Here is a 14,780-nt window from a genome sequence, read left to right on the forward strand (position 1 = left end):
ATAATAGAGCAAAATGTTTTTTAAAGGATGACAACATGACACAAACTATTGCTTTACAAATTAACAATCCATTTTCTAATCAATTAAAAAAAGGCTATCCTCTCATTTCAAAAGATGCAGTTGATGCACGTCATCTTCCAAATGAGGAAGGTGCAATACTGAGACTCACGGATATTCATAACCGTTTTATTGGCACAGGATACTACGGCTTACAAAACAAAGGTATTGGTTGGGTGCTAACAACCGATGCTAACGAAAAAATAGACAAAGCCTTTTTTATGAAAAAATTTAAAAAAGCACTACAAAATCGTGAAGCATTTTTCAACAATCCTCACACAACAGCCTTCCGAATCTTTAATGGCGAGGGTGATGGCATTGGCGGTTTAACCATCGACTTTTTCGATTCTTACTATATGGTGAGCTGGTATAGCGCCGGCATTTATTCATTTAAAGAAGAAGTATATGAAGCACTTGCAGAAACTGTAGACTACAAGGCAATTTATGAGAAAAAACGTTTCGATACGAAAGGCCAGTATATGGAACAGGACGATTTTGTCATGGGAACGCCTGGCGAATTCCCAATTATCGTATCGGAAAATAATATGAAATACGCTGTCAATTTAAACGATGGAGCCATGACAGGTATTTTCCTTGATCAACGAGAAGTGAGACTTGCTATTCGTGAACGTTATGCAGAAGGTAAAAATATGCTCAATACCTTCTCATATACAGGAGCATTTTCTGTCGCCGCGGCACTTGGAGGAGCAGTAAAAACAACAAGTGTAGATGTGGCAAAGCGTAGTTTAGCCAAAACAATTGAGCAATTTAGCGTCAATAGTATTGACTACGAATCACAAGATATTAAAGTTATGGATGTCTTTCATTATTTTAAATATGCACAGCGCCACAATTTAAAATATGATCTAGTTGTTTTAGATCCACCAAGCTTTGCACGCACGAAAGAAAGAACGTTCTCAACTGCGAAAGACTACCCTAAATTACTCGTAGATACAATTGCTATTACGGAGAAAAACGGTATAATTGTTGCCTCAACAAACAATGCAAGCTTTGGGATGAAAAAGTTCAAGAGCTTTATTGACCAAGCCTTTAAAGAAACTAAAACAGCCTATAAAATTGTTGAAGAATACAGCTTACCAAAGGATTTCCGTGCCACACGAGAATATCCAGAATTCAATTACCTAAAGGTTGTTTTTATTAAAAAACTTAACTAAATGAACCTAGACAGAATCGTTTCCTAATGATTCTGTCTTTTTGTTTGGCAGAAATACTAAGATGAACCCTTTTGTTATATTGTTCGAATTCTCAGAATGTTATATAATGTTATTTACAAATTATTGTTCTATAACCATATCATAGGGTTTGTTTCTGTTCCGACTGGGCGCATACGTTTTAACATTTGTCATCTTCAACTTTGCTGGTACGAGCCGGCAAACAATGGAAGAAAACTAAAGAAGGTGTGAATTAGATTGGGATTTTTAAAAATGAATTCAATCTTTATGACAATGACTTCATTAACTTTTGGATTGATCTGTACAATTTATTTTATTAATTCAACATCTACTATTTTTTCACTTAATGTCATTTCTAATTTTTGGCCTTTACTATTTCTACTAGGAATCGTTTTCGGATTATTTATTTTAAAGAATTATAAAACAAATAGTTCATTTGATAACATTATGTCCATCTTTGTTATCTGCTTATGTGTTGCATCTTTCGGTCTCTATGGATTTTACTTATTCCTTGCTAAAATATTGGGTTCGTAAACATAAAAAAAGATTACTGTATATGCTCTTCTACAAATAAACAGAAAAAGGATTTTCAACTGCTTCTATCAAATATCGATAAATGGAGATGATTGTATGGGATATGTTCGTGAAAAATTATTGATTACAACAGAAAGACTCGTTCTTAGATTATTTCAAACATCCGATGCAGAAACCGTTGCTAAGCTTTGTAATAACTATAATATTTACAAAAGCACCATGTACCTACCTTATCCATATTGTTTAAATGATGCCTTATCGTGGATGGAGCATCATTATGATCATTTTATGCAGGATATTTCGTATGAGTTTGCAGTTACAGATAAGGAAACCGGCGAATTATATGGAGCCATTGCATTATCGAATAATCAACATTTTAATCAAGGTGAAATCGCCTATTGGATTGGCGAGGAATATTGGGGAAAAGGCTATGCCACGGAGGCGGCGCAATCGATTATTCAATTTGCTTTTGAAGAAAAGAAACTTCACAAAGTGTTTGCCCGATATTTTTCAACAAACCCCGCTTCAGGAAAAGTGATGGAGAAGATTGGCATGAAACAAGAAGGCATTTTAAAAGATCATATCATTAAAGACGGAAAATACGAGGATTTGGTGTATTATGGAATTATTAATGAATAGCCCAGTTTCTCAAAAAGATGTTTCCAACCATTTAGTTCCTTCACCTTAATTTAAAATAAAAGGTGGCCTAAGAAGTACTTTCACCTCTTAGGCCACCAAATTTTCTCTTATAGATATTCCACAAACCAATCCCTAATGTATTCCAGTCTATTGATTCTTAACGTTGGTTTTCCGCTCCTAGAAAGTTCGTGATTGGATTCAGGGAAGCGAACAAATTTAGTTTCTTTTTTACGATGTTTCAAGGCAATAAATAATTGCTCTGCTTGTTCAATAGGACAGCGATAGTCTTTTTCACTGTGTAAAATTAACAGTGGCGTCTCCACATTGTCTACATATTTAAGTGGCGAATGATACCATAGTTTCTCTATATTGTCTAGCCCCGCTTGGATTTGCCAGTCATTGAAATAATAGCCGATATCACTTACGCCGTAAAAGCTAATCCAGTTAGAAATGCAACGTTGCGTAACAGCAGCTTTAAAGCGATTTGTATGACCGACAATCCAGTTTGTCATGAAGCCCCCATAGCTCCCACCTGTAACACCAAGACGGTTTTGATCAATGAAATCATAATGCTCCAATGCATAATCAACAGCGGCCATAAGATCATTATAATCATTGCCGCCATAATCGCCACGAACTGCATCCACAAATTTTTGACCATATCCATGGCTTCCACGCGGATTCGTAAAGAGAACAGCATAACCTTGTGCAGCAAGGATTTGGAATTCGTTAAAATAGGAGTTGGCATACATAGCGTGCGGTCCACCATGGATTTCAAGAATAAGTGGATACTTTTTCCCTTCCTTATAGCCAATAGGCTTCATCATCCAACCGCTTACTTTCCAGCCATCTGCCCCTTCATATTCAATTGCTTCTGGAACAGATAATGCTCTCGACATTAAAAATTCTTCATTAACTGTCGTAAGCTGTTCCTTTTCACCAGTATTTAAATTTACGTAAAATAGATCGCCAGGATTTGTAGTCGTGCTGATTGCGACTACCGCTTTGTCATTTTTATGATCAAGTGAAAAACCATAGACATACTGATCATCGTTAATCGCTGGATATAATTCTCCAGAAAGATTGCCAAAATAAATAGCTGTATTTCCATGGTCTGTCACTTGGAAGTAAAAGCTTTTATTATCCTCCAACCATTGTACACGCGGAGCAACTACACCTTGCAGGAAATCACCGACAACAAAATCACCGACTGGCGCGTCAAATTCACTCGTTACACATGTCGTATTGTTATTGTCCAAATCATAAATCCACAGCTTTGCTTGTGTCGCATTTTCAAATTCTCGTTCACTGCCAACATAAGCTACGTAGCGGCTATTCGGAGACCATGAAGTAAGATAGAACATCCCCGTTCCTTCCGTTAGCTTGCGACCATGTTTCGTCTCTAAATCCAATAAGTAAATATCACTTATGAATGAAAAATCTAGATCCTCTGTTAAGTCTGCCGAGTAAGAAAGATATTTTCCGTTTGGAGACCATGTACCAAGTTGTAAATTATGTTTTCCTTCCGTCACTAGCTCTAATTCTCCAGATTCCAGATTGACGATTGCAATTTGAGAAAATTGCTCCATATCAATAAACCCAGCAGCATCTGACTTATATTTCATCTTTTCTATTACAAGTGGTTTAAGTTCTTTATCATCTTTCTTATCATTATCAGTTTTATCATCAATGCTTTCATTTTTTCCCAGCTTTACTGAGAATGCTATATTCTTAGCACATGGAGACCAAACAGGCGATGTCGCACCGTTTTTACAATTCGTAACTTGTTTCGCTTCCCCACCTGCTTTTGAAAGAACAAAAATTTGCGGCTTGCCATTCCTCGTTGACACAAACGCGATTTTACTGCCATCCGGAGACCAAACAGGTGAATTCGTTTTATCTTCACCAAATGTCCATTGTTGCGGTTTTTTATCATTCAAGTTTATGTAAAATAAATTAGACACATAGTCCTTTTTCTTTTCATCAATATGAGTCTGTACATATACAACTTCTGTTCCATCAGGTGATACTTGTGGATCTGCCACTGATTTTAATTGATATAGATCTTCTGGTTTCATCCCTTGTTTCAACGTCATAATTTCCCTATCCCCTTTGTGTGAAAATTTCATTACCTAGTACAATATTTCGACGCCCTAAGTATTATTCCTTCTTTTAAGAAGAAATTGTTTATCAAATGATTTACATGGAATGACATAGTTAAATCGCCATTTTTTTAGCAAGTAGAAAGTCAAATCCCCATCAATAAAGAGAGCACTCCTAGAGAGATGTTATACTACATTAGCTATAATAAAAGAATCTCTTAAAATAGATTTAATTAGGAGATGGATATGTGGCAAAAACAACAGAGTTATTTTTTGTGATTCGATCTATCTTTTTAAGAAAAAACGGTAAAAAATTTTGTATAGTTCTATAGCTATTATCCTTATAAGCTATGCAGTTTTACTGACTGTACGTCCCGCAAAATATCAACAAATCATAACCATAAATATATAAACACTATACGAAATATTTTTCATCCCAATTCTGTTACAATGTTGATAAATGAATGAATAGAAACGAGGATTTTTTTATGCATGTAACAATTGGAGTACTTGCTCACGTGGATGCAGGAAAAACAACATTTTCTGAGCAATTACTATTTCATACAAACAGTATTCAAGCTCGTGGGCGAGTGGATCACCAAGACACATTTCTAGATAATCATGAGCTGGAGCGTCAGCGAGGCATTACGATTTTTGCGGAGCAAGGTCGCATGACGCTTGGAGATGATACATATACGTTAATCGATACACCTGGGCACGTCGATTTCTCTCCAGAGATGGAGCGTGCCATTCGGGTTATGGATTATGCCATCATCATTGTTAGTGCCGTCGAAGGAATACAAGGTCATACGGAAACAGTGTGGCAACTTTTACGCCAATATCACGTCCCAACCTTCTTCTTTATCAACAAAATTGACCGTGAAGGGGCAGATGTTGAAGCCGTTATGGCGCAGCTTCAAAAGGATTGCTCTGCGGATGTTCTATTCGTAGACGAACCGCTCCGTTCTGACTATGTTTCAAACGACATGAAAGAATGGCTTGCTGAACGTAATGAGCAGCTACTCGATGCTTTTCTTAATGAGACATTGGATAGCTCAAACTGCATTACTCATTTACATCAAATGATTAAACAAGAAAAGGCCTTTTTATGTTTTACTGGCTCTGCCTTAAAAGATATTGGGATAAAGGAATTCCTATCACAGCTCCCCCTATTATCAGAGACACATTTTAAGTACAATGCTCCGTTTCAAGGTGAGGTGTTTAAAATTCGTCACGATGGGCATCAACGCTTAACGTTTATCAAGGCTTTGCAAGGAACGTTACATGTCCGTGATGAACTTTCATTTGGGGACGAGACTGAAAAAGTGACGGAAATTCGACTATACAATGGCAGTCGTTATGAGACAGCTCAAGAGGTTAAAGCTGGGGAAATATTTGCAGTTAAAGGGATTAGCCAAGCAAACATCGGCGATATCATTGGTTATTCTAGTAATCCACAACCTTATGAGTTAGTACCGACGTTACAGGCAAAAGTACACTATGAAGGTGATCAGCATATAAAGGAAGTATTAAAAATGTTCCGCACACTTGAAGCAGAAGAACCTTCATTACGTGTGCTATGGCATGAAAAATTCCAAAAAATTCATGTACATATTATGGGCGTCATCCAACTCGAGGTGCTTATCGAAGTGCTTCATACACGCTTCTCGCTAAACATTTCATTTAGCGAACCACAGATTTTGTATATGGAAACGATCGCCACAATTGTGACAGGCTATGGTCATTTTGAGCCATTAAAACATTATGCAGAAGTCCATTTATTAATGGAGCCAAATACACGCGGTTCCGGCAATACATTTGTCAATGCATGCCATGCGGATGATTTATCAGTTGGACATCAACGACTTATCGAAAAACATTTATTCGAGCGCGATCATCATGGGCTGTTAACTGGTTTTCCCGTGACAGATATACGCTTCACGCTTTTAACGGGACGCGCACATAATAAACATACTGAAGGTGGCGATTTCCGTGAAGCAACATTCCGTTCATTACGGCAAGGGCTGGAGCAAGCTGAAAATGTATTACTAGAGCCGTATTACCGCTTTAAACTTAAAGCCCCTAGTGATTTTATTGGACGCATGATGACCGATATTCAGCAAGCTGCCGGTACATTTGACGCACCAATCTTAACTGAACATGATGCGATTGTAACCGGTCGAGCTCCTGTCGCAACATTTATGAACTACAGCACAACATTTGCCGCCTACACCAATGGGAAGGGCGTACTTTCACTACAATTTGATGGCTATGACGCGTGTCACAATACAGAAGACATTATTGCGCAAATTGGCTACGATAAGAACGCCGATCCCGAATATACATCCTCTAGTATTTTTTGTGCAAAAGGCAAGGGCTACTCCGTTCCATGGCATGAGGCACAAGCTGCGATGCACTGTATTGACTAAATTTATAGAAACAGGACATGATTTGTTTAAACTGCCCCGAAAAAGTTAGACACCTATCTAACTTTTACGGGGTTTTTTTATATTTCGTGGAGAGTTATTTTGCTACCGTGGGTATTCCCCTGCCTCGCGCGGGTATTTACCCTGCTTTCGCGGGTATTTTCCTTCCTTCCGCAGGTATTCTTGCTTCGCGCGGGTATTTCCCCTGCTTCCGCGGGTATTTTCCTTCCTTCCGCGGGTATTTCTCCTGCTTTCGCGGGTATTTTCCTTCCTTCCGCGGGTATTTCTCCTGCTTTCGCGGGTATTTTCCTTCCTTCCGCGGGTATTCTCTTGCCCCACGCGGATATCAATCCTATGCTGGCGACGCCATTCTACGATCATGCAAGGAATATACCTTTCTCCTGGGGACATTCATCTTATCCCCCGCATCTTAGATTCACAAAGCTTGTTTCGTTTTCTGTGTCTGTTTGAAAATGGGAAATGAACGTTCTACGACAACACAGCTATGGGAATTAGAGAAATCCATTAAAACCTTGCCAGGGCGACTTTTTAAAAGTTGCAAATTATCTATCAATTCAACCAATAGCTGATGACCATTACCACGTGGGTGCCAGTTTAAATGATAATCATTTAGTTCCTTCACCGCTTTTAAAAATTGATGGTACTCTTGCTCTACAAAATTGATCAGTTGTTTATTTTTATGAGCTACTTGCGATAAATCCTCTACATATACTTCATAAAAGCGCATCACTATCGAACACAATAAATCATTGACCCGAGCAGCACTTAGTATTGCCTTAGGGACTTGGGAAAGTCGCTCTAAATTTGGTTTTGCACGAGTCGAATCGATGCGTGTAATTAAATGATACTGCTCACCATTCACCTCGTACACAATTGGATTTGTCGGCATATACATCATAAAATCATTTGTTTTTGTTTTAAGCTGATCTGTAATATTCGCCTTGCCAAAAAGGTGCCCATTAAAACGTTCATTTTGAATCCAAATAATATCTTTGTTATATAAAATTTGATCAAACAATCTTTCATTACTAATAAGATTGTTAGCTATTAATTGATCGACCAGTGATTCTACGACCATTCTTGTTGTAGCTTTCTTGGCAACTTCAGTGCGTGGTTGCTTACAAATTTCCATATCTACATATTGCGATTCTTGTGCTGTACATACATGAATATTCGTCATACTTGCATCCTCTTTTCGTACATATTTTTCAAAACGGAAGTATTCTTTCGCATAAAAAAAGGATCTCCTACAACTAGAGGAAATCCTTCATTCTATCTTTTTCATTCGTCACATAATGTCAAATTATACCCAAGCATAAAAGAATTGCCTCGAAAGCGACTACCTTCTTTTATTTTGGGCGTTTGACGTACAGTGACGAACAGAGCATTCTGTTTTGTCAACATGCCACCTCCTATTCCTCGTAGGGTTATGGTGTGTACTCATAATAGGCAGGTATCCTGACTCATGATCATCGCTACTTTTCCCCTTCCCGTCGTTAAACAGTGGTATCTGAAAAGTCGCTCACATTTACAGTTGCGGGACAGTGTCGGATTTGCACCGACTTCCCTTTTAAGTAAATTGCACGCAATTTACACCTATTACTCCACGCTATTCAGTTGTTAAATAGATCAGACAAGACATATTCTTTTCTAATTATTCCCTTTAATAGTAAAGGGTGTTCTAGTTAATAGCAAGTCAATTGTGATTATTTTTATTTGAACGACCTGTTAATAGTCTGTTCTTCTCCCATGCCAATCATATCTTTCAAACCAAATGCTGTAACCACAATCATTTATCCATCCGCCTTTTACCAGTCATGCTAGAACAATTACTATAAATTGTTATTATAATTATTCTTCACTCCACCTTCCTTTTTGTCCAAACAACTGTATTCAATATGAATAAAATATTCTATAGAAGAGGAGGTGAATATATAAAATGGCATCATTTGTAATTGGAGCGAGAAGTCTTTTCAATTTTCGAAACGAACGCTTTTTCCTATTAGTTGAAGATGAAATTACAATTCCAGCTCAAGGTGTAGAGATTGATCCAGTTAATATCTATGAGATTGACCAACAGACTTTCAATTTTATCAGAGATGAAGGAGATACACCTGTGATTCGACCTGTTATTACTCTTCCAACTGTACCACCTGGATTTAAATTAGAACGAAAATGTATTTTTTCAGTAGATAATGCATACTACGTAATTTATGATTTAGAAAATGGAACAGATAACAATGTTTTATTAAGAATCGGTGCAGCATTATTTAACTCATTGAGAAATTCTGGTGTTCGTGAATGTGTTCCTCAAAATTTCATTTAAATAAATGAGTATTGTTATATATCCCTCAATAGTGGTTTTATTTTTAACAAACTGCTGTACAAAAAACAAGCGATCAATTTTATTGGTTGCTTGTTTTTCATAATAGTAGGAAATAAAGGCTGGTATTTAGCTGAATAAACAAAATAATCGAGTTGCAAGTAATCTCAATGTTAAATAATTCTGTAAACGGTGTTGAATACGTCCATTCTAAGATTTTTCTATAATGGTACTTCCCTCATACCAAGTTATAAATGTTGATACAGCTAAAATAAAACTTCCAATTATAAGTTGCAATATATACTTAAACAACTTTTCCCTCCCTCTATAAATTATTACGGCCTATAATTAGAAAATCCGCACCGTTAGTAAAAGTAATGTCTGTTTGTTTTGAAGTAGCTACTGTTTGTTCTTCTGCTGATACCTTTGTGCATTGCAAGTCTTTTGCAACAATTAATAAGATGTTCAAAAAGGAGAGCCTTTTTGAACATCTTTACTTTATTGCAATGGAATATTCAGTTCAATATTTTTTCCGATAGGATTGAAGTAATAGTTTAAATATATTTTTGCTTTGCCATCATAATTTTCAAAGTTCTCCGTCGCAAATAGGTACTGCTCATCATCTGAGTACGAGCCACTTGTATATTCTAACGTCGTGCCATCTGCTTTTACAGCACTATTTAGAAACGAATGTCGACTTCTATCATCCCATTTCTTTGCAGCAACTGATACACCTTGCTGCGCTACAGAAATATCCCAATCCAAATAATCGGGCTTCGTGAGTACTTCTTTTGTACCAAAATCAACTTCGATAAAATCCTTGCCCTTTGGAACGGCATGAACAGCTCCAATTAATATTTTGAGTGAATCTGAATCATGGAAATAGTTACTTTGTAAATTTAGTGTGAATTTACCGTCGCGAATATTTCTGCCTATAAACATGCCATTTTTAACGCCTTCTTCTCTTCGCTCCCCATTTTCCGTCACAACCGCAATATTTTCAAGCGATAAAATTTGCATCGTATTCGCTTCATCTAATTCAATATCGAGTGCCATTCTTAATGGAGATCGGCGAATTTTTGTAATCGTAAATTTCTGACCATCGACATTTACAGTACGATTCGCAGTAAAAATTTTCTCCTTAGCGATTTCATTTTGTAGTGAAAACGGAATCGAAATTTCAATATTCCCCTTATCTTTTTCATAAAAATGAAAAACCGCTTTAAAATCCTTTGATGTATAAGCGAAAGGCTCAGAAAAACTATAATCTACTGAAGAAGAGATGCGTGTTTGATAGGATTGATTGCCCGTAAATGAACCTCCGCCTTCAATTTCTTTGTCCCCTTGGAACAATTGAACTCCCTCCAAGTGTAATTCCGAAATATCAAATGAGGCATCGGCGTCATAGTAAAGTACTAATCCCGAATTATCAGCAATCGCGCCTTGCAAAGTAAGCGATAGTCCATTTTTAGACTGCGTCACATTGATTTCTTCAAAGTAGTCATTGTCCACAATATCTTTTATTCCTTTATCTCTTACAACCGCAGATACAATTACTTGAAAGCCAGGTATTTTTGCAACATGGCTAGCAATCGTAGGAGAAACACGAATTGAAAATAAAAAGCTTAAGCAAAACAAAAAGGCTATTGAAACCGAAACAATGCGCTTCTTTGCTCTTTTTTCTCGTTGAACTTTACGAAACATATCCATCCGTACTTGTTGAAGTTTCTCCTTTGGAACGTCAATCGGTAGTTTACTCATAGCCAGTCCTCCTTTTCTCCAGCGAAGTTTCTAAGCTTCTTTAGTATGTAATGAAGCTTAGACTTTACAGTACCCTCCGGAATTTGATTTAGTTCGGCAATTTCTTTGTTTTTTAGTTGCTGAAAATATTTCATATAGACGAGTTGCTGCTCCGACAAGGATAAATGTTCCAATAGCCGCTCCATATCAGAGTAGATGACCCATTCAACTTGGTGATGTTCCTGAATTGAAACGGTTGGTTGACGTTTTCGTAAATGGTCTTTACAACAATTGATTAAGACGCGCACGAGCCATGTTCTGGCATATTCGTGCTGTTTAACGGTATGCATTTTTTTCAGTGCCTTGTAAACTAGGTCCTGCATCACGTCTAAAGCGTCTTGCTCATTTTTCAAATATGTAAAAGCCATGCGATATAAAATATCTTCATCCATTTCAATAAGTGAAAGTATCGCTTGATGATCCCCACGAATAGCACGCTGCACGATTTCAAATTCCATCCTTTTCGCCTCCTTCCTCCATTAGACGGAGCGATGCTTCATTTCGTTCAAAAATTTTAAAATTATATAGGAAACCGTCTATGGATTTGCCTTTAATCTTTGCATCAAAGATGTTCCTTTGAAGACATAAGTTTTTAATTCCTTCTTCAACGAACCTGCGACGTTAGTTGAAGAGCAACAATCTTTCATCTAATACCTTGTAGTCTCGGTGTTTCTAAAATTTTTGCTCCCTTCAAATAAAAAAATAGGTGTCCATTTCTGGGCGCCTATTTTTCCCTTGAAATATAACTGTTGAATGTAAAACCTCCGAGCAATATCATACAAAAAGCTAAAATAATGTTCTCTATTGAAACAGATTTAATACCATTTAGAAGTAGTATAGCTAGAACAGCTAATACAATGATGATCGACCAGAAAAGTAAATTTTGATTGTACCTATTCCTATTTTGAATTGTGCGTTCGTCTTCAATTATCTCGTTCTCTTTTTCCGTTGTAATATCGGATAACGCCCAAAAGCAAAATTATACTCATAGGTATAGACCCGTATGAGTATGGCTGTTCAAATAGAGCAACTAACAAATTAATTACAACTAAAGTCGCAACGCACAACCAAATACTTATCGATTTTTTTCTGTCAGAATGCACTAGACTCATCCTCCTCAAAAATGAAAATATTCTCTACATTTTCATAAAAAAATCTTAGAGAGCCCAACTTTTAACTAGGATTGTAGGTGATTTTCTATTGCAATTACTGTTTGTCCCGTTATTCTTAGTTCTTTAGCAAATTGTTCTTGTATTAATCCAGCTTCATTTCTAAATAATTTGGCCTGAAATGATGCCAAGGCTCTAAAATTATAATCATCCTGTCCACGCTTCCAAAAGTAAAGATTTCTTTACAACTATTGTATACAATTTAACCCAAAAATGAACAAATGAATTATTCAACTAACGGAACCTAATGATTCACGAAATATAAAAAGATAAAATTTCTTCACGTTTAGTAGATTAAATCTGCCTTTTTCTTTTAACAGCACCAATCTTTAGGAAAACAGCCATTTTTAAAGTTAGTTGAGTCTGGTAGGATCTTCATACAACTTCGGAGCTTTTCGTAATTTACTTGCTTGTTCGTATGCAAATGCGAGTTTTATTAAAACATCCTCACTAAATGCAGTGCCTGCGAATGTTATGCCAAACGGTCTCCCATTTTCCATATACCCCGCTGGGACGGCAATAGACGGATATCCGGCTTTCGCGCTAATTGTCGAGCCTATATATGATGGAAACATTATCGCATCTAGCTCATATTTTTTTAATGTATAATCTATTCCTTGCTCTTGAGAAAAATACAAGTCCTCTAATTTGGCATTTAAATAGTCAGAATCTCTTAACATGTTCGGTAAATTCTCTATTGATTCCAATTTGTCCTGCCCATATTTCAACGACTTTTCTCTTGAACGTTTATTAAATTGAATTAACTCAGAGATAGAATTTACAGGCATGTGAGAAGGTAAATTTACAAGGAAATTATTTAAACTATGCTTTAATTCATAGAGCATTACTCCCCTTTTCCAGTCTCTGTGAAAAGAAGGGATTTCGATGTCTTCATTAATAACGGCCCCTTGCTCTCTTAAAACCTGAATTGCATTATTAAAAAGGGTTTCGTCATATTCCTCTGACTCATAATAAGTTTTGGAGGCATTCGTATAAACACCAATTCTAGCGCCCTTTAATCCTGTAGCATCTAAAAAGATGGAGTAGTCTTGCTGTATCCTTCTTTCACTTTTATATGTAGCTACGTCGTCTTTATCTACTCCTGTTAATACGCCCAATAAAATAGCTGCATCTGTAACCGTTCTTGCCATTGGTCCTGCTGTGTCTTGAGAGTATGTAAATGGAATAATGCCCTGACGACTTATGAGCCCTACAGTCGGTTTTATGCCGACTACTGAATTTGTAATAGCAGGACTTAAAATCGAGGCATCTGTCTCCGTTCCAATTGATAGAACAGCAAAATTCGATGCCACTGCTACCGCCGACCCCGAGCTGGATCCTCCCACATAAAGTTCTGGATCTCCATAAGGATTAAGTGTTTGTCCAGCTCGAGAACTATACCCCGCCCACATCGTACTCGACATACCATTCGCTAATTCAGTCATATTTGCTTTCCCTAAAATAACAGCCCCCGCTTCACGGAGCTTTTTTACTAGAAATGCATCCTGCCCAGCTACATAGTTTTCTAATGCTATTGCTCCTGCACTAGTATGCATAAAATCTTTCGTTTCGATATTGTCTTTTAAAACAACCGGAATTCCATGTAGAGGCCCTCTAGCCCCTTTTGTTCGTCTTTCTTCATCTAATGCCTCAGCAATAAATATCGCTTCAGGATTAATTTCAAGCATAGAATTAATTCTCTGTCCATCTTGATCATACTTAGCAATTCTGTGTAAATAATACATTGTTAATTCTTTTGATGTAATCTCACCATGTTCCAAAGCTACCTGAATATCAATTACTGACAATTCTTCTCTAAAAAAGCTATTAAACTTTATCCCCATTTAAGTTCCCCCTTGCTTTCAATACAAATCGATACGCTTCTTCTATCATTATAGTATTTAATTACTTTAGTCTAAACATTTATATTAGGCTTATCATTAATAGAATTATCGTTAAAAATACAACACCTATAACAGAACTAATTTTTGTTTGCACTATTTCTTTCTCGGTCAGATCTCTTTTAAAGTTCTTACGTTTCTGCCCCTCTATTGCACTCTTGTCTTTAAAATATCGAAATAGCGTTACTTGTCCGTTTAAAATTGCTTTCTCAGGTTTGAAGAATTGCCAAATAAACATCGCATATAAAGGAATAAATAATGCGATAAATGTTAATATTTACATCAACTCCCTTAAAGTCTTTTGTTTCAAATTTTTTAATGCTATGTTTATTCTATTCTATAAATATTCCTAAACACCTTGTATGATTTCGAAACCTTTCCTTAGAGATCCCCGCCTAACCTTCTCAGGATTAGTAGGCAACATAAAGCAATCCTTTTAGCCAAACCCTTGTATCATGCTCCGCAAGCTCGCATTTTGTATACAACGGGGTAATTTCATTGGTTGCATATTTTCCAATTCGCTACCAAACCATACTGTATTGTGCTACACTCTCTATACATATAGAATTTTCAGTTAGTTTGGACAGAGTCAGGGTTGGGGATCATTGAAGATGC

11 protein-coding genes and 1 riboswitch are annotated in these 14,780 nt (G+C 36.7%); of the genes, 4 read left to right on the top strand and 7 right to left on the bottom strand.

Features of this window, described 5'->3' with window-relative positions; all coding sequences use genetic code 11:
• Window positions 1-35 precede the first annotated feature (35 nt).
• Both ACFCYJ_RS10425 and ACFCYJ_RS10430 read left to right on the top strand, forming a co-directional pair.
• Window positions 36-1,232, top strand: a complete 1,197-nt coding sequence (locus ACFCYJ_RS10425) for a class I SAM-dependent rRNA methyltransferase (RefSeq protein ID WP_376073892.1) — start codon at window positions 36-38, stop codon at window positions 1,230-1,232.
• Between the two features lie 648 nt (window positions 1,233-1,880).
• Window positions 1,881-2,423 carry a GNAT family N-acetyltransferase gene (locus ACFCYJ_RS10430; protein WP_376073893.1) on the top strand — a complete coding sequence of 181 codons (543 nt, stop codon included), beginning with the start codon at window positions 1,881-1,883 and terminating at the stop codon, window positions 2,421-2,423.
• Between the two features lie 107 nt (window positions 2,424-2,530).
• Here ACFCYJ_RS10430 and ACFCYJ_RS10435 read toward each other — a convergent pair whose 3' ends face one another.
• Window positions 2,531-4,519: a S9 family peptidase gene (locus ACFCYJ_RS10435; protein ID WP_376073895.1), complete on the bottom strand. Its 1,989-nt coding sequence runs from the start codon at window positions 4,517-4,519 to the stop codon at window positions 2,531-2,533.
• A gap of 494 nt (window positions 4,520-5,013) precedes the next feature.
• Here ACFCYJ_RS10435 and ACFCYJ_RS10440 point away from each other — a divergent pair, with 494 nt between their 5' ends.
• Window positions 5,014-6,954, top strand: a complete 1,941-nt coding sequence (locus tag ACFCYJ_RS10440) for a GTP-binding protein (protein ID WP_376073897.1) — start codon at window positions 5,014-5,016, stop codon at window positions 6,952-6,954.
• A gap of 102 nt (window positions 6,955-7,056) precedes the next feature.
• Here the strand turns inward: ACFCYJ_RS10440 and ACFCYJ_RS10445 are convergent, their stop codons facing one another.
• The 3 genes from ACFCYJ_RS10445 to ACFCYJ_RS10455 form a co-directional block, all read right to left on the bottom strand.
• Window positions 7,057-7,332 (bottom strand): hypothetical protein, encoded by a 276-nt coding sequence (locus ACFCYJ_RS10445; protein WP_376073898.1) that lies wholly within the window; start codon window positions 7,330-7,332, stop codon window positions 7,057-7,059.
• 55 nt (window positions 7,333-7,387) lie between these two features.
• Window positions 7,388-8,152, bottom strand: a complete 765-nt coding sequence (locus ACFCYJ_RS10450) for a hypothetical protein (protein WP_376073900.1) — start codon at window positions 8,150-8,152, stop codon at window positions 7,388-7,390.
• 101 nt (window positions 8,153-8,253) lie between these two features.
• The gene (locus ACFCYJ_RS10455; protein ID WP_376073902.1) at window positions 8,254-8,376 is read right to left on the bottom strand and encodes a hypothetical protein; all 123 of its coding nucleotides are present in this window, start codon (window positions 8,374-8,376) and stop codon (window positions 8,254-8,256) included.
• Window positions 8,377-8,403: 27 nt separating this feature from the next.
• Window positions 8,404-8,587, bottom strand: a riboswitch (cobalamin riboswitch).
• 324 nt (window positions 8,588-8,911) lie between these two features.
• Between ACFCYJ_RS10455 and ACFCYJ_RS10460 the strand changes: the two genes are divergently transcribed.
• Window positions 8,912-9,298: a spore coat protein gene (locus tag ACFCYJ_RS10460; RefSeq protein WP_376073903.1), complete on the top strand. Its 387-nt coding sequence runs from the start codon at window positions 8,912-8,914 to the stop codon at window positions 9,296-9,298.
• Window positions 9,299-9,793: 495 nt separating this feature from the next.
• Here the strand turns inward: ACFCYJ_RS10460 and ACFCYJ_RS10465 are convergent, their stop codons facing one another.
• The 3 genes from ACFCYJ_RS10465 to ACFCYJ_RS10475 form a co-directional block, all read right to left on the bottom strand.
• On the bottom strand, window positions 9,794-11,056 hold the full coding sequence (locus tag ACFCYJ_RS10465) for a DUF4179 domain-containing protein (protein ID WP_376073905.1): 1,263 nt from the start codon (window positions 11,054-11,056) through the stop codon (window positions 9,794-9,796).
• A complete protein-coding gene (locus ACFCYJ_RS10470; protein WP_376073907.1) occupies window positions 11,053-11,553 on the bottom strand; it encodes a sigma-70 family RNA polymerase sigma factor in 501 nt (166 codons plus the stop codon). Before ACFCYJ_RS10470 ends, ACFCYJ_RS10465 begins: the two co-directional genes overlap by 4 nt.
• 1,064 nt (window positions 11,554-12,617) lie before the next feature.
• Complete coding sequence (locus tag ACFCYJ_RS10475) at window positions 12,618-14,108, bottom strand: amidase family protein (protein ID WP_376073908.1); 1,491 nt, start codon at window positions 14,106-14,108, stop codon at window positions 12,618-12,620.
• Between the last annotated feature and the right edge of the window lie 672 nt (window positions 14,109-14,780).

It is taken from the genome of Lysinibacillus sp. NPDC056232 (assembly GCF_042267565.1).
In the GTDB taxonomy this organism is placed as follows: Bacteria; Bacillota; Bacilli; order Bacillales_A; family Planococcaceae; genus Lysinibacillus.

Coding starts and splice junctions, on each gene's coding strand:
- ACFCYJ_RS10425 (WP_376073892.1), top strand. CDS start 36: ATGACACAAACTATTGCTTTACAAATTAACAATCCATTTTCTAATCAA.
- ACFCYJ_RS10430 (WP_376073893.1), top strand. CDS start 1,881: ATGGGATATGTTCGTGAAAAATTATTGATTACAACAGAAAGACTCGTT.
- ACFCYJ_RS10435 (WP_376073895.1), bottom strand. CDS start 4,519: ATGACGTTGAAACAAGGGATGAAACCAGAAGATCTATATCAATTAAAA.
- ACFCYJ_RS10440 (WP_376073897.1), top strand. CDS start 5,014: ATGCATGTAACAATTGGAGTACTTGCTCACGTGGATGCAGGAAAAACA.
- ACFCYJ_RS10445 (WP_376073898.1), bottom strand. CDS start 7,332: ATGATCGTAGAATGGCGTCGCCAGCATAGGATTGATATCCGCGTGGGG.
- ACFCYJ_RS10450 (WP_376073900.1), bottom strand. CDS start 8,152: ATGACGAATATTCATGTATGTACAGCACAAGAATCGCAATATGTAGAT.
- ACFCYJ_RS10455 (WP_376073902.1), bottom strand. CDS start 8,376: ATGTTGACAAAACAGAATGCTCTGTTCGTCACTGTACGTCAAACGCCC.
- ACFCYJ_RS10460 (WP_376073903.1), top strand. CDS start 8,912: ATGGCATCATTTGTAATTGGAGCGAGAAGTCTTTTCAATTTTCGAAAC.
- ACFCYJ_RS10465 (WP_376073905.1), bottom strand. CDS start 11,056: ATGAGTAAACTACCGATTGACGTTCCAAAGGAGAAACTTCAACAAGTA.
- ACFCYJ_RS10470 (WP_376073907.1), bottom strand. CDS start 11,553: ATGGAATTTGAAATCGTGCAGCGTGCTATTCGTGGGGATCATCAAGCG.
- ACFCYJ_RS10475 (WP_376073908.1), bottom strand. CDS start 14,108: ATGGGGATAAAGTTTAATAGCTTTTTTAGAGAAGAATTGTCAGTAATT.